Origin of the sequence: uncultured Sphingomonas sp., assembly GCF_964244235.1 — a bacterium.
Lineage (GTDB): Bacteria > Pseudomonadota > Alphaproteobacteria > Sphingomonadales > Sphingomonadaceae > Sphingomonas.
The window spans coordinates 17,884-37,121 of sequence record NZ_CAXTII010000002.1; the positions used below are offsets into that span (position 1 = coordinate 17,884).

The following is a 19,238-nucleotide window of genomic DNA, read 5'->3' on the forward strand; positions in this document are numbered from 1 at the left end:
CCTCAGACCCACTGGTCAGTTTCCTCAGTGCGCTGCCGCCGCGCCGGGGGGCGGCGCCACGTCGCCGCACGCGCTGCGGCTTCCGGCGTCAATGGCAGGATCGCCGTAGCGTCGCTTCCATGCGCGCTCCCACGCGCCGTCTCGTCGAAAAACTCCTGCACCGATCACCTCCGCTTTTGTTAGCGAATCGCCTTGGTAGGCGAACTGCACTAGACATGACGTTAGGTAGGCTTGGAAGTAAGTTCGGTCAAGTAGGTGGATTGGACTAGACAGTCATGATGTATTTGGTTAATTTTATTGTATGGATAAGGCGGGTCAGACAGTCACGTCGCGGGGACAGGAGGAACTGGTTGCACTTGTGTGGCCGGACGGCATGCCGAGCCGCGACCGCGTGGTGCTCGATGCCGTTCCCGCCGCAGGCCGCCGACAGCTGCTCGACCGGCTGGAGGCCGTCTGGCGTGCCGAGCAAGGTGAGCCGCTCGGACCACTCGCCGATCTGGCGGGCCTGAAGCGCGCCGCGTTCTATAACCTCCGCGTCGCCTGGCGCGCTCATTCGCTCGCAGGTCTTGTACCGCACGACACCCGCAGCGGCCGGCGCGTCGATGTCGGCGACGACAGTCCGCTGAGGAAGGAGGCCGAGACCCTGCTGCGGGCGAACCCGCTCTCGCGCAACGTGGACGTGGCTAGGGCCATGATCGACGCGAATCCGGAACTCGTCCCCGACGACGCTGGACCGAACCACGGGCTCACCGTTCTACAACGCTTGCAGCGGCTGGTCGGGGATGAGCGTCGACGGCTGACCGCGGATGCCGCCTTCGTCCGCGCCGCCTATGGCGGCGAACTTGTGCTCGACCTGACGGCTGTCCAGATCGTGCTCGACGGTGCCGAGCGCTCCCTGGCCGTCGCCGCCATTCTTATGGAGACCGCCAGTGGCATAGTCCTAGGATCGGCGCTTGGGATGAAGGACGATGGCCGGTCGCTCCAGCGCGACGCGCTCATAGCCGGTCTGTCCTTCCTCAGCCTTAACAGCGCTGACCTGCCGCCTCTTCGCGATGTGACGCCGGGACTGGGCTGGATGCTGCCCCCGGACATCGAGCCCGATTCATTGGTCGGGCTGGTGGAACCGCACGTCGGCGAGCTGATGGCCGGGCGCGCCGGAGGCTTCTCCTTCGGGCAGCAGGTCCTGCAAATAGTCGGTCCCCGTATCGGCAGGACACCTCTGAACCCCCGGCGCACGCTCACGGCAGACATGGAGATCGATGAGTACCTGAAGCGTCGCGTCGCTCCCGTTGTGACGCTCAAGGAGGCGAGGGCGATCTGGGCGCGCGAGGTGGAGCGCCACAATGCCGATCGCGTCAGTGCCCTGACCAAGGCGGGCATCGTCAGTGCCGGTGTACCCGATGGTCGCCTCGCAGCGGTCATCCGCGCGGTACTGACGGCGCTTCAGCCGGCCTGAGCTATCTCGGCCAGACCCGTGGTCAGGCGGCATCGCCCGATGTTGTCCAGCATCCCGAACACCGTGGTTGACTGTCTACCAAGCAGGCGCCCACGGATGAGCGCCAAGGCGTCGGCGGGCGTCAGGGGCGCGATGCCTGCAGGCGTCGTCGCAAGCCGCCTGTTGCCATCGTGCCACACGAACCTCTGCTTGAGCAGCAGCCCAGCAGGCTCGCGGCCCAGCAGGGATTCCGCGAAGAGGCCGCCGCTATGAGCGCCGGTCATGATGAGGTCCGCTTCGATATAGGCATCCTTCAAAAGGTCGATCACCGATGCCGCCTCGATCTGGGACATCGCGACTATCCCCACGCGTGGCTTGGTGTCGCGACCGTGGGCGTGGCGGGTGCCACCGCGTAGCGCGTCCAGCACCGCGGCGGCGGTCGTCGCCGGGCCGGGCGTCGCCGTCGAGATGGTCAAGGCGACGGGGGCCTCGGTGCCGACGTCGATGACGATCGTAACGAGCGGGCGGCGGGCGCGGCCGTCGCCGAAGTCGACGGGCAGGTCGACGACGGTATGATCGACGATCAGGTCGAAACCGCTTCTCTGTTCGTCCGTCAAGAGCGACGGTCGCTTGCGCCGGACATATCGGGCAACCGTGCTCGGATCGGGAAGAGCAATACCGCGATCCCGGGCCAGCGACCCGACCCTGTCGATTGCGTCCACCGCCGCTGCCCGCTGATCGGCGACAATCACTTCCTCGATCAGATCCAGCACCGACCGATCGATCCTCGGCCGCATGTCGCGCGATGCGTGGCGTCCCATCATGGCTTCGGGTTGGCGCTTCGCCTGCCACGCACGGACGAGGTTGTAGAACTGGGCGACGCTCAAGCCCAGCCTGATGGCGACCGCCTCGGCGGCCCGCCGCCCCGGCGTGGCGATGAAGCTCTCTACCGCCGCGATCCTGCGGCGCACCTCACCGCGCCGCTCGGGCGCCACGAACGTAAGGTCGTGGGACATGGCTTTTTCCTCTGATGTTGAAAGACGCGGCTCCGATGGCTTGGGCCGGACGAACATCGCTGGCGCGGGCACGCTCGTGCGCGCTTCAGCGTTTCTGCCTTCTTGGGTCTTCGGTGCCGCCCGCTAAGGTCGGCGGGCGGGACAGCTTCGTAGCTGCCGGCGGGTCTTGGCGTGTCGGCCAGTCGGCTCGCAGTTCTCGGGCACGCGGCTGTCGGCGGCCTTCAGCCGTGCGTATCAGGGACTCACTTGCCGTGGGCGGGTTGTCACGCCAGCGTCGGCGGGATGAACCTCAGACGCATCACCGGGAACCTCAGCACGCGCGAAGGTCGATTCTGCCGGCGTTGGCTGGAGGCTGCGAGCGAGATGCGCGACCATCTGTTCGCCGATGGCGAAGGCTTCGATCCATTTCGCTACAACGAGACGGCGACTGTCGGTTTTCTGGTCGCCGCCGCCGGTCGCGCCGGGCTTCTGGCCCTACCTGAGTTTACCGAGGACCATCGGAAACTGCCCGAAGGACGCGTTCGTGCCGGGCGTTGCGACCTGTGGCTGGCCAGCGAAGACCTGTCGATCAACTGGCTGCTCGAGTTCAAGCTGGGGTGGTACGGGCCGCGGGCGCGCGACGGCCTCGTCACGCCCATGAACAAGGCCATCGACTGCGCCTTCGCCCGCGATCGTGACGAAGCGGACGAGCGCTGGGCCTGTGTCGTCTACGCCCCTGGCCGGCGCTGGGTGGACGAGACACCTGCGGAACGGGCCCGTTGGAAGAGCCACGCGACAGTCGACAGGCTTGCGACCTTCGTGGATCTCGCCTTCGAGATCGGCGGCCCTGCCGGACCGGCGCACGTGTTGCTCCGGCGGATACCGCGCGGCGCCCGCGTTCCTGAACGCTACAAGCTGGACACAGACATTCTAACTTCTGGCGGTTAACCTCGGATCCCAGGCTGCACGGGAGCCAGGATCAGATGTATCTCCTGTAGTCCGCGCTCTCGACCTGCCCGTCTTTCATGTACTTGAGCACCTCGCCGACCTTCCTCGCCGCCCGGATCGGGATCGGTAGGCGCTGGTTCATCTGGGTCGAGTTCCAGTTGATCTTGGTCAGGGAGAATACCTCTTCAGCGAGTTGCGCGACGGTGCTGTCGCAGCTGGCGTGGGGGCAGAGCAGCAGCGGCCGCGGATCATACTGGCCGGGATAGGTCCCGTAGTAAGGCATGCTGCCGTTCGTGTAGAGCAGGCCGTTCCCACCGAGATCGACGAAAGTGCCGCGAAGGACCGGGTAGTTGCCGTCGCGCATCAGCTTCACGGAGTATGATTCCTGCACCCATACGAGATCGCGCATCTCGGTGCCGGCCGCCGCCAGTGCCTCCAGGATGCCTTCGGCCTCCTCGTCCTTGAACCGCGACGTCTTCAGCACGATCACCCGCGCCGGCAGCGTCTTATGGTGCGTCTTGTAGGCGGCCAGCACGTTCTCGACGATCTCGCGCGCGTCTTCGCGCGTCATGTAGGGGTGGCGGCCGCGGCTCTCCGTATGGGCGCGTTTTCCCTTCAGCACGAACCCACGCCCACGCTCGTCGAACATCTGGGCAGCGCTGGTGAAAAGCTGCTGCCCGCCTGCTTCGCGATAGAAGCTGATCCCGATATAGCAGGCGGTGTACTCACCTTCCCTTGGCAAGCGGCGCCAAGGGATGCGACCGCTACCCTTGTAGTAGAGCGTGGTCATCAGGTTCCAGCTCCGCCCCGCGACGTCCTGGATCTTGCGCGCGCTGCTTTCCTTGATCTTCTGCGGTATGGATACCTTATCGTCGACCACGTCTTCCCAGACGATCTGGATCGGGAAGGCGATGTGCATCGCCCGGGCCTTGAGCATGCCGCGGAAGTTCGGCGCGTCGGATCCGCTGCTGTCGTCCTTCTCGGTCGTGCCGCTGGCATCGACCTTCGCGCTCCAGACGCGTTCGAGCAGTCGGACGGGCAAGGCTACGATCGTTACATCGGGCCGGCTGCCGCCGTCCGCGAGCGCTTCGAGTTCGGCGACGATCTCGTCCACCGCCATCTCCACCGCCTTCTGGTGGTCGGGCTCCTTCGCGATCCTGTCGAGTTTCGCCTGCGACAGAATGGCTGTGGCGCCGTCCTCGATCTCGAACCGGCAGCGGTATGGGCTCTGGTTTCCAAGTCCCGGAAATGCCGGATGCATGTTCGGATGCTTCTCCGACTTGCCTTCCACGCCGGCGGCTGCGGTTTCGAGAAACTTCCGCGTGTCCTCGACGGTCTTGGCGTTGCCGATGACGCCGATCTTGATGACGTCGCCGACGAACGTCTGCAGGGGACCGGCTTCGAACAACCCAAGGCGCGGGTCCGGATGGTGATGATGGTCGCCGAACTCCAACTCGGGTTCCGGGAATATGCGGGTATCGAACATGCTCACGCGAATAGTCCTCCGTCCTGCTCGGAGGGATCGGCCTTCTTCTTGCCGCCGCCCCAGCCATCCTCGGGCACCCTAGTCTCGAGCGACACGGATGGCGGTTCGCCGAAGCGTAGACGGGGTTCCTGGATCGCCTCGACGCCGAATAGACCGGTTGCGTCGTGCGCGGCTTCCCTGTCGGCCTGCGTAAGGAAACGGTGCCACATGATCGTCTGGCCACGCAGCGCCGCGCTCTTGTCGAGCCGCTTCTTGCCCGCGAGCAGCGCACCGGGATGCGTGTGCGGTGTGAAGCCGTTCGTCGTGAAGAAGTAGGTGGGCGAGACGATGAGATACCATCGGTCGCCGAGCCGCTCGAACCTTGGCGAGAAGGCATGGTGCCGGACGAACGAGACCCGTCCATCATCCTTGTCGCTCATCGCTACCATCACGACGTCAGCGTCGGTCTTCTTCTTAGCCGACTCGTATGCGAAGTTCCGGGTCGTGTCGGCGTGGAGCGCGCGGAAGTAGAGGATCTTGCGATCCTTGCTCCAATAAAGGTCCTCGCGCGTCTGGTGGCGAAGCGCCTGGCGAAGCAGGTGGACGAAGCGGTTCTGCTCCTCGACGTCGTCGTGGAAGGCGAGATCGGCGGTATCGATGGCGTCAACCTGGTCGGGGTGGACGATGTTCGCGCAGGCCGACGTTCGCGGATCATGGAAGGACCAGAACGTGCCGCCGGATATGGACCAATCGAAGCGGGCCGGCTCCTCGCCATCGAGCAGGATAGCACTGGCACGCCGTCCGTCGTACGGGGTCGCGGCGACATAGATTTCCGTTGGAAGCGTGATCGGCAGGATGTTGACGAGCGCTTCCTCACCCCCGCCCAGGGCCGGAACGTAGTAGCCGAAGCCGGCCTTCGGCACGGTGAGCGCGGCCAGCCGGTTGGCCGTGCCGTTGTCGAGCACGTCCTCGTTCTTGTCGATCTGGAGACGGCGCTCAGCCTGTTCGCTGTCCCGGGCGACTTCCTTCCAATAGTAGCTGTTGTCCGCGTGCCGGTAGAACACGACGATCACGGGAAGGTTGGAACCCCGCCAGTATTCGAGGTCCTGCGGACGGAGCAGGTATGTGAAGCCGGTGTCGGTTTCCGAGACGTATCGGCCAGACTCGGTCGACTTGATCTGTACAGCTATCATGCGGGCCATCGGCTGACCCTTTTCCATGACCTCGGCGATGCCGTCGATGCCGGCCTCCAGTCTGGAACGGCCGTCAAACTGATATCCCATGGCGAGGAAGCGACCGCGGACCGCGTTCTCGCCTATCTCTCCGATGATCTGGTTCGGGGTTAGGTGTTTCGGCATGGTGACAGGCTAGAACATTCGATGAACTAACCCAACGGGATTCCTGGCGTGGGGTGCGAGATGCAGCTCCCGATACGCTCGGTCAGAGTTCCATGTTCCAATAGGCCATGACGGATTGGACTTGCTCACGCGGATAGTGCGGCCCGGCATGATCAAGGTCGCGGCGGATCGTGGCGATACGGTTCCGTGCATCGGTCTCGATGGCGGGGGTCAGCATCGTCGTGCCCATCGGCGCGGTATCGCCGAGTTTCCTCGGCCAGCTCTCCGGGTACGCGTCGTCGAGCAACGAACTGTCGATATCGAAGCCGGCGACGGCGTCATGTTCGCATCGCCATCCATAGGTGTGAAACGCACACGCGCGCAGCATCGCCTTCACCTCGGGCATGACGTCGGTGAACGCCTTCAGCGGCGACGGGAGCAGCACCATGTTCGCGACGCAGGAATAGTAGCGCGGATCCTGCACGATGACGTTTGTCGAGGCGTAGGTCCCGTCGTCCACGCCCCAGATGTGGCAGCAGGACCAGTTGGGCCGGTTTCGCCCACGCAGGCCAAGGGCCTGCGTCAGCGCCTTAGCCGCATAGTTATTGCCTTCGGACTTGTGGATCTCGACGCCGGTCTGCCGGTTGCGGTTCGTCTGTGGCGCCGACCAGTCGGCCTTGTAGAACAGCCCCCGGCGGCTGTGTTCGGGATACCAGGCTGGCAACAGTTGGAAGGTGGCGGGATCGACCCAGCGCGCTGTACGCTCGATGAGCCGCATGACCTCGGCCAAGCTCAATTCGGCACGAAGCGCGTCGAGGCCGTCGATCATATGGCCGCAAAGGCTCCAGAGAAATCGTATGACCTGACGACCTTGCCCGAGTTCAGCTTCTCCTTCGCGAAGTCCGCTCGACGCTTCCAGATCGATGCCGCGGCGTCCAGGTTCTGCTCGCACGAGAGCATCAGCCGCTTAGAGATGGGGAAGCGGTCGATCAGGTCGGTTGTCACGTGGAAGCCATCACCGAAGCTGCGCCAATATTTGTAGAAGATGTCCGAGGAAAGCACCTGAAGCAGTATGAACGTCGAGTCTTGCTCGTTGGTCCTGACCGGCGTCACGCCGGTGGTTGGTGCGTCATAGTCCCTGATGCCGATGAAGTTCCGCGCCACGCCGCCGACCGCGAACGCCCCCTTGCCGATGCGGGACATCAATTCCCTGACGGTGCGGCTGCCGTCCGCCTCGTGCAGATATTCCGACAGCGATGCGTCGCTTGGGCGGGGTATCTGCCGTTCGATGTCGAAACCGGCACAGTCGTGAAATTTCGGCGTCGAGGACAGGAAGTCGGCCCGATTGCTGGAGGACCAGCGCAGTAGCGCGGAGGATTCCACAACGCCGGTCCGAGGACCTCCGACGTTCAGGATGGTGCAGCGCTGGCTGTTCGCCTTGTTCGTGTTCCCGCTTTCAGGCTTGCCTGCCTTAAACAGATAGTCTGGCATGTTGTCGTAGCTGGAGGCGCTCAACGGCGCGCTCCGTTGCTTTAACAATTGGCGCAACCGGACGTAATCCCGGCTGAAGCATACGGATACCGGCAGGATGAGGCTGACGCTCGACTGTGCGCTCGTGGTGAGCATCGCTTCGACGAAGTCCGCATATAGGTTCTTCCAACGGCTACCCTTGGCATTGCCGACGAATGGTGGATTTCCGACGAAGGTGACAGACGCGCCCACGCCGTCCGCTGCCCAATCGAGGAAGTCTCGATGCTCGAGCGAGATACGGCTGAAGCAGACCGAAAAGCCCGCCTCGAGGGAGGCCAGTTCTTCCCGCACGTGGGACAGCGCGGCACCGTTGATATCCACGGCGACAAGTCTGACCGATGCAGCCTGACTCGGTCCAACTTTGAAATCCGCCAGGCTCCGCAGCATGCTGAAGATGAACATGCCGGACCCCGCCGACGGCTCGACGAATGTGTTTTCGTTCAGGAATTCCGTTGCGGCGGCGCCGTTGTCGACGCCGTGATGACGCCAGAACAATCGCCAGAAATGTCCGGCCACGTCAGCGGGCGTGTAGTAGGATCCGCTGTTGCGGCGCCCGGCACCCATCTGTGCGAGGCTCATCTCGACCTGCTCGAGCCTTGCGAGGATGGCATCCAGCGCTTCCCGCCACCCAGCGAGCAATGTGTTCGGCACCGGCTTTTCCTTGATGCCTGTCATCGTTTTCCCCTTTGTCCGTCTAACCGATTCTATCCCATGTTCCCGCATTGTTCTAGTCGTGTTGACGCTGCCCACGTTTCGAATCGATGAGCGCCATCATGCCTCTCCGGCCCTCGTTGACGATCTTCTCCGACCGATCGGCGTAGGCGCGCAGTGCCTGCAGGAAGTCGAGCGTGAACACGTCGATGCGTTGCTCGCCATCGGGGAAGTCAACCGTTCCCCAACGCTGGACCAGCGGCCCTTCGGTTCCTGGGAACAGGAACACATTTTCGATGCCCGAGAAGCCCCTGAGCGTCGCCGTGTCTCCGAGGTAGCGCTTATACCAGACCTGCTTAGCGACATCGTTTACTCCTGGAATTCCCGAAAGCCGCGGAGGCGGGCTGGCGCGATAGTATTTGGCGTCGGCGATCAGCAGAGGGCCCGTCCGGTCGGTCAATGGCGCGACGATGTCCGGCCTGAATGTCTCGGCGTTTTGGGCTTCGCCGTTGGCGCTTCTCCAGACAGGCGCGGGCAGCATTCCCGTCCAGTCCTGCACCTCGTTCCCGCAGACGGCGCCGCAAGCGGCCTCCCATACGTGATGGAAGCTGCCGGTACCGTAGAGCGTGAGTTCCCTGCCGCGCTCGACTTCGCGTGCCCGGACGATCGCGGCGAGCATGTTAAGCAGCTGCATTGAGCGATCGGAGAAGGCGATGCGCATCTCGTCGCCGAGCCGCCGCTCGCATTCGTCGGCGGAAGGAAGAACGTCGAGGCGCTCGACGGGTTCGAGGTCGAGCGAGATCGGCTCGTAGTCCAGCAGGGCGCCGAATTCGCGTGACAGCGTCTCGACAACGTGGAGATGCAGCATCGTCGCGAAGTTGGAGGCGTCCGCAGTCGATCGTCGCGTCGCGGAGGCGACGTAGATAGGTCGACCCTGGCTGAAGATTGGTTGATGTCGGGAGATCGTCCGTCGCCAGTCGACGCGACCGGTGCCGTTCACCTGCAGTTCCGTTATCGTCCGCCGATACAGCCCGTGCGACAGGAAGTCGCCAATGAGCCAGTCCGTCATGGCGACCCCGCTGACCTCGCCCCGGTCGGGATCGGCGTTGAGATGCGGGGATGGCTCGTGAAACGGTGGCACCCAGGTCGCATATGCGCGAAGCGCCCTCAAGGTTACCCGCTGCACCTCGTCCGACGGCGACGCCAAGGCTATCTTCGGAAGCATGACGAGCGTGACGGCACCCGCCACGGCGACGCCGACGAAGCGTATGACTAGCCGCCCATCGGACGCGGGCCGCAGGACGCCCTTCTCTAGCAGCAGGTCCGTCAGCGAGTGATGATGGTCTACGGCGTCGGACGATAGATGATCGCCCTCGCGCAGGAACACGGGCTGGCTAGGCGTCTCCATCCAGTCCGACCTCGGGGACGAATATGGACTTTCCGGAACGGTAGGCCTCGACCAGCGCGCCGTAGCTGAGCGATGGGGCCTTGAAGAGCCTTCCGGGGCTCGAGCGCATGACGTCGTCACGGAGATACTGGAGGATCTTGTCCTCGAATACCTTCGGACTGGCCAGATCCCTGGGCGTGACGAAGAACGGACCGAGCAGTCGATCCTCCGCGATCGACTGCTTTTCCAGATGTGCGTTCACCTTCCGCCTGAACTCGTTCCATTTGATGGGAGCTGCGCGGAAGCGCAGCGCCAAGTCCCAGTCGGCGACCGCCGCTTCGCCTTCGTTGATGCCCACATATTCCAGGGACCATCGCCGACGAAACGCGGCGTCCATCGGCAGCACCCCCTGATCGGCACTGTTCATGGTAGCCCATATGTAGAGGTTCTTGGGAATGCGGACGGCGCCCCTGATGCCACGCTCGGCCAGGTAGTTTCGTGCCTCTGCGGACAACGTGACGCTGAACTTTCCCGTCCCGTCGGCGTCCCGATCCAGCATCTGGAACACGTCGCCGAAGACGGCGCTCGCGTGCGCCCGGTTGATCTCTTCGATGATCAGCGCGAACGAGCGGTCTGGATGCGCGATGGCACGCGCGAGCATCCGCAGGAACGGTCCCACCACGAACGCATAGTCGATAAGCGGCTCGAGTCTGCCGCCGTTGCTCGACCGGTCGGCCGCAACGAGTTCGTCATCCGTGCGCCGGTAGACCGGTGTTGGCTTGTATTCTCCGAGGAAAATGCCGTTGGTCGTATCCGGGTAGAAAGTCGTGCGCTCGTAGAGGCCTGCATTCGGGAACAATGCAGCGAGATCGGCATCCACGCGATGGCTCTTGCCCGTCCCCGGCGCGCCGTAGACGATGCGGTTCAGCGGCCACTGGTCCGGGACGACGTTGGGTTCCGCCGGCAGGTCGAGCGGCAGGTCCATCTCGCCGAGCGATGGCTCGTCCTTGTCGGGGACGATGGGGTTGATGTCAGCCTTCGCCTCCTCGTGCAGCCGCCTCATGTTCTCGAGGTAGTAGGGGAGCATGTCGGGCGGGAAGCAGCAGACAAGCCGCTTACTCTGATCGAAGCCTTGTCCGAAGCCGCTGCGCTCGGCATCGCTCAATGCTTCCGCGCGCACGTAGACGCTGCGGTTCGTGCCGTGGTTCACGTAAGCCTCGGCGTCCCAAGCGGCGAAAAGCGTGACCGGCCCGCGTTGGTAGATGCCCATGAGAGCGCACCGGGGATTGCCATCCTTGGGAAGGGCGAAGTCCGCGTCGTGCTCCGAATGGTTTCGGGTCAGCTGGATGCGCTTCTCGTCTTCAGCGCGTGGCTTGCTGTAGGCGAGGTTGGGAAAGATGTAGAGGATCGCATCGAATGAGGTGCCGCCTTTAGACAAGGTCACCTTGTGGTATTTCTTCTCCTCGTTGCTGGTGACGAATACGACGTTCCATGCTCTCGCAGCCGCGCCCTGCTCGATGATGGCCCGCTGCTGCTTGAACAGCACAAGCGCGGGCTCGCCAGCCTTGACGATGGAGCCGTCCGGCTGGATTTGATCGACGATGTCACCTTGGGCCATGCGCTTGTCCTACAGATGCGCGACGAGGTGTCGCACCATCGCTTCACCCAGTAAACATGGAACGGCGTTGCCGATCTGCTTCTGCACCGAGCGTCTCGTTCCGTGAAAGAGGTAGTCCTTCGGGAATGTTTGGATGGCCGCAGCCTCCGATGCGCGCAGCCGCCGATTATTCCAATGGAACGGGCCGACCCACGGACCCGGCTGCGCCGCTATAGTTATGGACGGCTCGTCGGGATGGAGCTTGAATAGGAAGTTCCAGAAGCGCCCGCCCTTCCTGAACGTGCGGCCGGCGTAGCCATCGAGATCGCCGAGGGCCATGTAGTTGCGGCCCGGTGGCACGCTCATCAGTTCCTTCTCGTAGGTACCCCCGTCCACCATCTCCTGACGCTCGAAATACCTCGCTGCCCCGAATGGCTTGATGACGCGACCGACGCCGACGTGTGGCTTCAGCTTGTCGGCGGGATCGGCGGAATGGGTGCGCTTCGGATCCGGGATCGCCGAGGAGCCGGGAACGCCGAAGATGAATACTCTCTTGCGCTTCTGTGGCACGCCGAAGTCGGCCGCGTTGGCCAGAAAGACGGTGCAGCGGTATCCCATCTCTTCAGCGGTCGCAACGAACCCCTCCAGTGCGTGACGGTTCGTCGGGTGCCGCAGGCTCTCGACGTTCTCGAACAGAAAGCCGCTGGGCTGCGCCTCGTCGACCGCGCGCAGGAACTGTGAGAGCATGTTGCGCGGATCGCGCTCAATCAGGCGATTGACGTTCTTGACCCAATAGCCGTTCTTAGAGAACGGCTGGCACGGGGGGCCACCGATAAGGATCGTGTCGTCGGGCGTGTCCCGGTGCATCGTGAAATCGAGATCGCAGATGTCCGCGCAGTCGATCTGGATGTCGTCGTGCGCGTTGATCCGAAGCGTATGGGCGGCGTCCCTGTCGAACTCGACGGCCCTGATCACGCGGGCACCCGCCCTTGTGGCACCCACATCGAGCCCCCCGGCTCCAGAAAACAAGCTGATGCACTGAACCACGTCATTACCTTCGTCGGCCGGCTCCCTGTCGGCCGGTCCAGTGTTTTAGGATCGCATGATGGATGCGCAAAGCGGATGTTCCCTGCGCGGGCTTACTTCGATCCCGCGTTAGGCTGAGCAGGCTGCCTGGTCCAGAAAAAGGGGCTTTCTAGTGATCATCAGGGCCGATGTTTGGTCGCGGTTCTCATAAGAATCCGGAGTGGAACGGATCACAGCTAACGGCACTCACCAGCTTCGAATTTCATTCGGTGAACCGTTTCATCTAAACCTCGGCTTGTAGCTCTCGACGAGGTCATCTTCCTCTTCGTCGTCATCCTGCTGCGCAGTATCGATGTGCAGAAGCGCAGTCTGGAAGCCATTGACCTGATCCAGGATCTGCAGCCGTATGAATGGCTGCCGCGGCCTCGGATCAGGCCTTAGCCAGTCTGCCGCCGTGGCGACGTCAGTTCGTGCCGCGCCGGTTGCGGAGTGAGCGCAGTCCGAAGGCGCCGCGTCACCTGGCCGAATACCGAGCGCGGGGAAGGTACGCGAAGGCCTTGCGTATCGTACCCGCCCATTCCGCAGGAAGACGAACGCGCACGCCTCGGGCGTAAGTTCGGCATAGCGGTTTCCCGCTGCCTCGAGACTGACGCCGTACGTGTCCGCCAGTGACCGGAGATGCTCGATCCTGGGCGGGCCGAGGCCATCGGTCTGCGCTACGAACCACGGCTTCGGCATGAGCAGGCCGGATGCGAACCGGTTGGCCTGAGCCTCTTCCTTCTGATGCAGCGTCTCGCGACGCATCTCCATCAGATCCTTCGATGTGCACTGCTTGTCGCCGCGGTGTGCCGCGATAAGGAAATGACCAAGTTCATGCGCGACGGTGAACCGCCTGCGCGGTGTCGGCATACCTGCTGCCGATAGGATGATGCCCTTGGTCTTCTCCAGGTCGGTCATGAGGGCGCCCACGAAACCATCGACCTCCAGGTCGCGGAATTCGAGAATGCCGACGCTACGAGCGAACGTCTCGATGTCGACAGGGGGCTGCCATTCGCGATGATGGTCGAGGATGACGCCGAGTAGGCGTTCCGGTGACCCGCAGTCGGCGAGGTCCATCAGCAGCGCCTCGTCGACCATCAGCGATCCTTCAGCCTTTCCGCCACCGTCCGCAGGGTTTCCCAATCCCGGGTGGAAAGGTCGCCGCCGAATTCACGAAAGAACTGCAATGCCGCCGGATCGTCGGTCGCCTCAGCCGGATCGCCGGTGAGGAACGCTATGGTCACCGAGAAGTGGTCGGCGAGCTTTCGCACCAGTTCGATGCCGGGGTTCCGGCTCTTTCCGGTCTCCAACTCCCAGATGTGTGCTTTCGACACGCCGACACCGTCGGCGACCTGCTGGAGCGACTGGCGATTGCGGGTCCGCAGTTCCTTCAGCTTCAGGGCGAGTGACAATACAATTCCTCCCGCGACGCCAAGAGACGTCGTCAGTTTGATCTTACGGCACGGTCGCCGCGGTTTACAAGGCGATTGTCGTTCACTATATCTTACGAGATGTAGGAAGGACTGATCGTGGCACCCGAGTCGCTAACTTCAACTGGTGAAGCCGACGCGATGCCGCGGCGGATCCTGACGATCGATGGTGGCGGCCTGAAGGGTGCGCTTCCAGCGGCTTTCCTGGCCGAGATCGAGCGGCTTACCGGGAAGCGCGTGGTGGACCAGTTCGATCTTATCGCAGGCACCTCTACAGGCGGCATCATCGCAATCGGTCTTGGCTTGGGCATCAGCGCGGCCGAGATTTGCCGATTCTACGTCGAGCGCGGTCCTGTGATCTTCGATCAGGCGCCGCTGTCGGGCAAGCTGGGCGGTCTCCGCTCGAGGTTGCGTGGCCTGCGCCGCATGGTGAGGCACGTCGGGACTGCCAAGTACGAGGCCAACGAGCTGAAGTTCGCCCTTGAGGACGTATTCGGTGCTCGTCTGATCGGGGACAGCGCGACCAGGCTGGTGATCCCCGCTTACGATTCGGCGCACGGCGGCCCCTACGTGTTCAAGACCGCCCATCACGAGCGGTTCCGCGTCGACCACTCCCGGCTCGCGGTGGACGCGGCGCTCGCGACCGCCGCAGCGCCATCGTTTCTTCCCGCGCACAGCTTCGAAGGCGCTTCCCATCTGCTCGATGGCGGCATCTGGGCGAACAACCCGATGGGGTCTGCCGCCATCGAGGCTGCTGCCACCCTCGGGTGGCCGATGGGTCACGTGCGGATGCTTTCGCTTGGCTGCACGGACACGGTGCACCCGGTGAAGGACGTCGTCGGGTTGAAGGACGTGAAGTGGCTGCTGGAACTCATGTTCCAGGGGCAGGACAGGTTCAGTCAGGCGACGGCCAAGCTGCTGCTTGGCCACCCGCATTCCAATCCGCACCTGCATCGCATCAATCCAATGGTCGAGCCGGGGTTCGTCGCCCTCGACGACGCGTCGAAGGTGGAGACGTTGGTTCGCATGGGACGGGCGAGCGCGAGGGCGCAGCTGCCGATTCTTGAACAGTGCTTTTTCATCGGCAATCGGGAGCCGTTCGTCCCGTTCCATAGCAACGAGGTGAACTGACATGCTGCATTCCACGCCTGTTGACCGCTACTACGACGACCTGCTCGCCGATGTCGCGCATCGCATCCAGTTGACGCCGACGGCGTACAAGGAGGCGGTCGCCCACTTCGACGCCGTCAGCCAATACCTTGACGCGCACGAGAGTGGTTTTCCCGAACTCAGCCCCGTCATCTATCCACAGGGGTCGTTCCGCATGGGGTCGACGATCTCCGCCTATGACGACCGTGAGGATTACGACATCGACCTCATCCTCGAACTGGCCATCGATCGGTTTAACGATCCCGATGTCGTTCTCCATCGCGTGGCGCGGGCGCTGAGCGACGGCAAGGGAAGGCTGAAGTTCACGACGTGCGAGATCAAGAAGCGCTGCGTCACGCTCGGCTATGCGAATATGCACCTCGACGTCACGCCGGCTGTCCTGATGCCCGGTCGTGATCCTCGCGTGATCTCCATCTTCGACAGGCATCCCGAACGGCCCGACCATGCGCTGGCCAACCCCGAGGGCTTCGCGCGGTGGTTCGACGCCCGGGTTCGTCCGCGAGCCGTGATCGCCAAGCGCGAGGTGCGCGCGGCCGTGGTGCCGGTTCCCGAACAGACGCCTGCGGATCACAAGCCCGATCGCCTGCTAGCCATCCAGTTGCTGAAGCGCTTCCGCGACATCCGCTGCGACCGCGGTGGGTACGACCGGTGTCCGTCAGTCCTCCTCTCGCGGATCGCCGCAGACGCGCCCCAGGGATCAGGCTTGGTCACCGATCTCCGCTCCGCTGCAAGCTACCTGGCCCGGGCGGTGTCCGTCCAGGATCTGTATGTGGAGAACCCCGCGTGTCCCGAGGACGTGCTGTCGGACCGGTGGCCGAAGGCGGTGGGCTCCAACCTTCGCTTCGCCCAGGATCTCGGCGTACTGGTCCTAAGGCTGGACGAACTCGTTCGTGCCGACGGTACCCAGGTTCGCAAGCTAGACATCCTGAAGGATCTGTTCGGCGAGAACGCAGCCAGGGATGGCTTTCGGCAGACCGTGGATCGCGCGTCCGCGCAAAGCCGCAACGGCCAGTTCTCGGCATCTAAGACGGGTGCGGTCGGCTTCGCCGGATCTGTTCCCGCCGGCAGCGTCGCCGCCCCGGCGCATCGCTTCTATGGTGGCCCGGTACGGTGAACGATAAGGCGGGCGCCAGCTGGTCGGAACCGCTCTATCAGATCGGTTCACGCAACTGGCGCCCGCGATACGCGTCGGCGCTTGGCCGGATGCAGAGGGAGGCCATGGCGCTGCGCTTCCCGGGATTGACGATGACAGTCGAGCTGCCGTGGATCTCGGTGTGGGAAGGCGAATTGCGCCCCTTGTCGCAGTCACACCGGGTTCGCATCACGGACCACCGTGGTTCGGACGACGGGCGGATCGTCTTCGTCGGCCGCTGGCCCAGCGTCCGGGTTCTGACCCAAGTAACCCTGCGCGCGGAAACCCCCGATGAGCCGGTGCCGCACATCTATGGCCGTCACGACGATCCCCGCGGCACAGACCTCTGCCTTTTTCACCCGGCCAGCCGCGACTGGACAGACGATATGCTGCTGGCGGAATCGATCGTTCCTTGGGCGGCGGAATGGCTGTTCTACTATGAGATGTGGCACGTGACGGGCATGTGGGGTGGCGAGGAGGCGCCCCATTCGGATGGGCCTGTCGTGCGCGACCCCATTCGGCGCGGAGGATGCCCGCGACAGCCCCGCCGGATCAAGGCACCGCTGATGCGCAACATGCTCTATCGCAACGCCACCGATCCGACCTCGCGAAACTGAGAACCGCTTGGGTAGCTGCCTGCCGACCCTTTTCGCACGATGCCCGACAGGACTGCCGTACCGATATTCACGACTCTTGTTCTTATTATGTTCACGTCGTCGTACAACGCTCTTAAAGCCAGCGTGTGGATGCGTGCAGATGCCAGAACCGACCCTTCCCTTCTGAACTGCGCGTGACGGCGTCTGCTCGTCTGACAGATCGCGCAACGACGATCGGGGCGCTATGCCCTGCAGCATGATCTCTATTCCGGTCGATGCCGCGCTGGAGGCGCAGGCCGCGCTGGTGCTGAACCGTATCGGCGTCACTGCCGAGACAGCGGTGCGCCTGCTGTTCGTGCATCTTGCCGAGCAGGGGGCGCTGCCGGACTCGCTGATTGTGCCGAACGTCGCCACGCAGAAGGCGTTGGCAGATGCCGATGAGATGATGGCACAGCGGCGTCGTGCCACATCGCCGATGTCGGCAAGCGAAGTCGGCATGAGCAATGTCCACGATAAAGGTGATGAGAACGACGACGCCGACAATGGTGGGCACAAGTGATCGTGGCGGTCTGCTGCGCCCGGTGGATTGACGATGAGTGATGATCCCGATGAACGCGACCCCTGGGGCGCCCATCTATCCCGGTTCAGCCTTGCTAACGCGCAGGTGACCGCGATCCCCGTGGAGCCCCCGGACGGCGACCTGACGGTGCTGAGCAACCTCCGCCTTGTCGTCGAGGAGGGGCGCTACGAGCATCTCCGGGAGGACGCAGCGGGCGCACCGGCACCGTCGGCGCTTCTGTATGGCTGTTATGTCCGGGAAGTGGGCTTGCCTCCGCCTTCTTCGTGGGCTGGGAGCGATGCTCAGATCGTGATCACCGGCATGCATGAGAACGGCTGGGACGTGACGATCGCCGGCCCCGGAGCGATCGGCCGGGACGAAAACGGGGCGCTGGAGATCAGCTTCGAGCGCCCGCCGCGTATCGCGGTTATCGGCCCCGAAGGATTGCGTTAGCCTGCTTCGAGGCGCGTCGCGACGGGGTGGAGCGCGTCGCTCGTTCCGATCGCACGGACCTGGCGGCCCGGTAATCGGGCACGCCAATCGGCAAGTGCCCCCTTGGTTCACGTAAAGCGCGATTTACCCTCGGCCCTCACGGCCTTTCTCGATCGCGCGCGCTAGGAACTCGCCGAGCCCCTCGACCGGCTTCGTCTCCGCGCGGTAGGTCACTGTGCGGCCGCTCTTCTCCGACGACAGCAGACCGGCCGCGGACAAGATCGCGAAGTGCGGGCTCATGCCGTTGCGCGACATTCCGACGGCTTCGGCGATGTCGCTTGCGGTCATGCCGCCTGGCAGTTCGTCGACGAGCCGCCGGTACACCGCCCACCGCGTGGGCTGCGCCAGCGCCGACATGATCTGCATCGCCTTCATCTTTTCCACTCCCTACAGCTACGCGAGGTAGCGCCCGCCTTCAAATAGGCGATCAGGAGATAGCAACGAACTGCTAACTATACAGTTATTCAGGAACTATTGAACTATCTTGTCTGCGCTCCATATTGGCGGCGTCGGTCGGATGTCGCCTCCTGCCGCCGCTCGAACCTGGCGACGATGGAGTGAGACGATGAACGCGACAGTTGCCTGCGTCGCCGACGCCACCGTGATGCCGCTGGCGGCGCCATTCACCGCGGCCTTCCCGGATCCGCTGGACCACGACCTTCCCTCGGACGATGTGGTCGTCACCACGCGTCGCGGGATGGTGCGTATGGCGCTGGTCGCCACCGAGGTCGCCAGCCGCTTCCAGCGCGAAGGTGTGGAGCATGATGCGATGGCGTGGATGCTTTCGCCGCGCGCGCTGTTCGACGGCGCCGCCGCCATCGACGCCTGCACCAATCGCGACGCCTGCCTCCGTGGCACGCTGCTGCATGGCCTTTCGCTCGGCCTCGACGCGGAACCCGCAGAGATCGACGCGCTGGTCGACGACGACGGCGACGCAGACGGAGAGGCAATCGATCCGCGTTGCGATGGTGGTGGTGACCTGGACACGCATCGACTGGTTGCGGAGGGTCACCGCACCGGGGGCGGTCCGCGCCACGACAACGTCCTGCCGCTCCGGCCGAAGGCGGAACCGGCGCCGCGGTTGTTCACCGCCACCGTCGTGGCGGATGACGGCTTCGAGACCGTCCACGCGTTCCACGCCTCGTTCGCGATGGACGAGGCCGAGATCGCGGGCCGCCTCTATATGCGCATGGGCGCGGCGGCGGCGGATGCCGCCATCGTCCGGGGCTTCGACCACACCTCGCCGATCGTCGAGGCGCTGGTCTCGCAGGCCATCTGCGACACGCTGATGATGATCGACGCGGAACCGTCCTCGCCGCTCGCGGCCGGGCTCGACCTGAACATCGAGCAGCGCTTCTACGCGTAACGCGGCTCAACCCAGCCGACCCATGGTGCCTGCGGGGCCGAGGTCGGCTGGATCGGGCTCCCAACTACCACCCATCGGAGACG

General features: G+C 63.9%; 19 protein-coding genes. 8 read left to right on the forward strand and 11 right to left on the reverse strand.

The features are described 5' to 3' along the window. Window positions 1–373 precede the first annotated feature (373 nt). Window positions 374–1,456: a hypothetical protein gene (locus tag ACFE7D_RS00580; RefSeq protein ID WP_375393486.1), complete on the forward strand. Its 1,083-nt coding sequence runs from the start codon at window positions 374–376 to the stop codon at window positions 1,454–1,456. Here the strand turns inward: ACFE7D_RS00580 and ACFE7D_RS00585 are convergent. Then, window positions 1,444–2,508: a hypothetical protein gene (locus ACFE7D_RS00585; RefSeq protein ID WP_375393487.1), complete on the reverse strand. Its 1,065-nt coding sequence runs from the start codon at window positions 2,506–2,508 to the stop codon at window positions 1,444–1,446. The genes ACFE7D_RS00580 and ACFE7D_RS00585 overlap by 13 nt on opposite strands. Before the next feature lie 225 nt (window positions 2,509–2,733). Between ACFE7D_RS00585 and ACFE7D_RS00590 the strand changes: the two genes are divergently transcribed. Continuing rightward, a complete protein-coding gene (locus ACFE7D_RS00590; protein WP_375393488.1) occupies window positions 2,734–3,378 on the forward strand; it encodes a hypothetical protein in 645 nt (214 codons plus the stop codon). Between the two features lie 31 nt (window positions 3,379–3,409). Here the strand turns inward: ACFE7D_RS00590 and ACFE7D_RS00595 are convergent, their stop codons facing one another. The 9 genes from ACFE7D_RS00595 to ACFE7D_RS00635 all read right to left on the reverse strand — a co-directional run bounded on the left by ACFE7D_RS00595 (window position 3,410) and on the right by ACFE7D_RS00635 (window position 13,822). Further along, complete coding sequence (locus ACFE7D_RS00595; RefSeq protein WP_375393558.1) at window positions 3,410–4,864, reverse strand: hypothetical protein; 1,455 nt, start codon at window positions 4,862–4,864, stop codon at window positions 3,410–3,412. A 2-nt stretch (window positions 4,865–4,866) separates the two neighbouring features. Next, window positions 4,867–6,201 carry a DUF4365 domain-containing protein gene (locus ACFE7D_RS00600; RefSeq protein WP_375393489.1) on the reverse strand — a complete coding sequence of 445 codons (1,335 nt, stop codon included), beginning with the start codon at window positions 6,199–6,201 and terminating at the stop codon, window positions 4,867–4,869. A gap of 82 nt (window positions 6,202–6,283) precedes the next feature. Further along, window positions 6,284–7,009, reverse strand: coding sequence for a hypothetical protein (locus ACFE7D_RS00605; protein WP_375393490.1), 726 nt, complete (start codon window positions 7,007–7,009; stop codon window positions 6,284–6,286). Continuing rightward, the gene (locus ACFE7D_RS00610; protein WP_375393491.1) at window positions 7,006–8,385 is read right to left on the reverse strand and encodes a hypothetical protein; all 1,380 of its coding nucleotides are present in this window, start codon (window positions 8,383–8,385) and stop codon (window positions 7,006–7,008) included. Before ACFE7D_RS00610 ends, ACFE7D_RS00605 begins: the two co-directional genes overlap by 4 nt. Before the next feature lie 52 nt (window positions 8,386–8,437). Beyond that, window positions 8,438–9,748 carry an LlaJI family restriction endonuclease gene (locus ACFE7D_RS00615; protein WP_375393492.1) on the reverse strand — a complete coding sequence of 437 codons (1,311 nt, stop codon included), beginning with the start codon at window positions 9,746–9,748 and terminating at the stop codon, window positions 8,438–8,440. A 7-nt stretch (window positions 9,749–9,755) separates the two neighbouring features. Then, complete coding sequence (locus tag ACFE7D_RS00620; RefSeq protein ID WP_375393493.1) at window positions 9,756–11,366, reverse strand: AAA family ATPase; 1,611 nt, start codon at window positions 11,364–11,366, stop codon at window positions 9,756–9,758. A 9-nt stretch (window positions 11,367–11,375) separates the two neighbouring features. Beyond that, entirely contained in the window at window positions 11,376–12,392 is a 1,017-nt protein-coding gene (locus ACFE7D_RS00625) for a DNA cytosine methyltransferase (RefSeq protein WP_375393494.1), read from the reverse strand. 258 nt (window positions 12,393–12,650) lie between these two features. Further along, entirely contained in the window at window positions 12,651–13,508 is an 858-nt protein-coding gene (locus ACFE7D_RS00630; RefSeq protein WP_375393495.1) for an ImmA/IrrE family metallo-endopeptidase, read from the reverse strand. Further along, window positions 13,508–13,822 (reverse strand): helix-turn-helix domain-containing protein, encoded by a 315-nt coding sequence (locus tag ACFE7D_RS00635; RefSeq protein ID WP_375393496.1) that lies wholly within the window; start codon window positions 13,820–13,822, stop codon window positions 13,508–13,510. The genes ACFE7D_RS00630 and ACFE7D_RS00635 overlap by 1 nt, the downstream gene beginning before the upstream one ends. 117 nt (window positions 13,823–13,939) lie before the next feature. On the opposite strand from ACFE7D_RS00635, the gene ACFE7D_RS00640 reads away from it, so the two are divergent. From ACFE7D_RS00640 to ACFE7D_RS00660, 5 genes are all read left to right on the forward strand, one after another. Next, entirely contained in the window at window positions 13,940–14,971 is a 1,032-nt protein-coding gene (locus ACFE7D_RS00640; protein ID WP_375393497.1) for a CBASS cGAMP-activated phospholipase, read from the forward strand. Window position 14,972: 1 nt separating this feature from the next. Further along, the gene (locus tag ACFE7D_RS00645; protein WP_375393498.1) at window positions 14,973–16,124 is read left to right on the forward strand and encodes a nucleotidyltransferase; all 1,152 of its coding nucleotides are present in this window, start codon (window positions 14,973–14,975) and stop codon (window positions 16,122–16,124) included. Next, window positions 16,121–16,759, forward strand: a complete 639-nt coding sequence (locus ACFE7D_RS00650) for a hypothetical protein (RefSeq protein WP_375393499.1) — start codon at window positions 16,121–16,123, stop codon at window positions 16,757–16,759. The genes ACFE7D_RS00645 and ACFE7D_RS00650 overlap by 4 nt, the downstream gene beginning before the upstream one ends. A 235-nt stretch (window positions 16,760–16,994) precedes the next feature. After that, complete coding sequence (locus tag ACFE7D_RS00655) at window positions 16,995–17,297, forward strand: type II toxin-antitoxin system RelB/DinJ family antitoxin (protein ID WP_375393500.1); 303 nt, start codon at window positions 16,995–16,997, stop codon at window positions 17,295–17,297. Window positions 17,298–17,330: 33 nt separating this feature from the next. Beyond that, on the forward strand, window positions 17,331–17,750 hold the full coding sequence (locus tag ACFE7D_RS00660; protein ID WP_375393501.1) for a hypothetical protein: 420 nt from the start codon (window positions 17,331–17,333) through the stop codon (window positions 17,748–17,750). Window positions 17,751–17,873: 123 nt separating this feature from the next. Here ACFE7D_RS00660 and ACFE7D_RS00665 read toward each other — a convergent pair whose 3' ends face one another. Continuing rightward, a complete protein-coding gene (locus ACFE7D_RS00665; protein WP_375393502.1) occupies window positions 17,874–18,164 on the reverse strand; it encodes an ArsR/SmtB family transcription factor in 291 nt (96 codons plus the stop codon). A gap of 229 nt (window positions 18,165–18,393) precedes the next feature. On the opposite strand from ACFE7D_RS00665, the gene ACFE7D_RS00670 reads away from it, so the two are divergent. Next, the gene (locus tag ACFE7D_RS00670) at window positions 18,394–19,155 is read left to right on the forward strand and encodes a hypothetical protein (protein ID WP_375393503.1); all 762 of its coding nucleotides are present in this window, start codon (window positions 18,394–18,396) and stop codon (window positions 19,153–19,155) included. Window positions 19,156–19,238 lie beyond the last annotated feature (83 nt).

What these genes read in the sequence shown, in the direction of transcription:
- ACFE7D_RS00580 (WP_375393486.1), top strand. Translation starts at nt 374, where the DNA reads ATGCCGAGCCGCGACCGCGTGGTGCTCGATGCCGTTCCCGCCGCAGGC.
- ACFE7D_RS00585 (WP_375393487.1), bottom strand. Translation starts at nt 2,508, where the DNA reads ATGTTCGTCCGGCCCAAGCCATCGGAGCCGCGTCTTTCAACATCAGAG.
- ACFE7D_RS00590 (WP_375393488.1), top strand. Translation starts at nt 2,734, where the DNA reads ATGAACCTCAGACGCATCACCGGGAACCTCAGCACGCGCGAAGGTCGA.
- ACFE7D_RS00595 (WP_375393558.1), bottom strand. Translation starts at nt 4,864, where the DNA reads ATGTTCGATACCCGCATATTCCCGGAACCCGAGTTGGAGTTCGGCGAC.
- ACFE7D_RS00600 (WP_375393489.1), bottom strand. Translation starts at nt 6,201, where the DNA reads ATGCCGAAACACCTAACCCCGAACCAGATCATCGGAGAGATAGGCGAG.
- ACFE7D_RS00605 (WP_375393490.1), bottom strand. Translation starts at nt 7,009, where the DNA reads ATGATCGACGGCCTCGACGCGCTTCGTGCCGAATTGAGCTTGGCCGAG.
- ACFE7D_RS00610 (WP_375393491.1), bottom strand. Translation starts at nt 8,385, where the DNA reads ATGACAGGCATCAAGGAAAAGCCGGTGCCGAACACATTGCTCGCTGGG.
- ACFE7D_RS00620 (WP_375393493.1), bottom strand. Translation starts at nt 11,366, where the DNA reads ATGGCCCAAGGTGACATCGTCGATCAAATCCAGCCGGACGGCTCCATC.
- ACFE7D_RS00630 (WP_375393495.1), bottom strand. Translation starts at nt 13,508, where the DNA reads ATGGTCGACGAGGCGCTGCTGATGGACCTCGCCGACTGCGGGTCACCG.
- ACFE7D_RS00645 (WP_375393498.1), top strand. Translation starts at nt 14,973, where the DNA reads ATGCTGCATTCCACGCCTGTTGACCGCTACTACGACGACCTGCTCGCC.
- ACFE7D_RS00655 (WP_375393500.1), top strand. Translation starts at nt 16,995, where the DNA reads ATGATCTCTATTCCGGTCGATGCCGCGCTGGAGGCGCAGGCCGCGCTG.
- ACFE7D_RS00660 (WP_375393501.1), top strand. Translation starts at nt 17,331, where the DNA reads ATGAGTGATGATCCCGATGAACGCGACCCCTGGGGCGCCCATCTATCC.
- ACFE7D_RS00665 (WP_375393502.1), bottom strand. Translation starts at nt 18,164, where the DNA reads ATGAAGGCGATGCAGATCATGTCGGCGCTGGCGCAGCCCACGCGGTGG.
- ACFE7D_RS00670 (WP_375393503.1), top strand. Translation starts at nt 18,394, where the DNA reads ATGCCGCTGGCGGCGCCATTCACCGCGGCCTTCCCGGATCCGCTGGAC.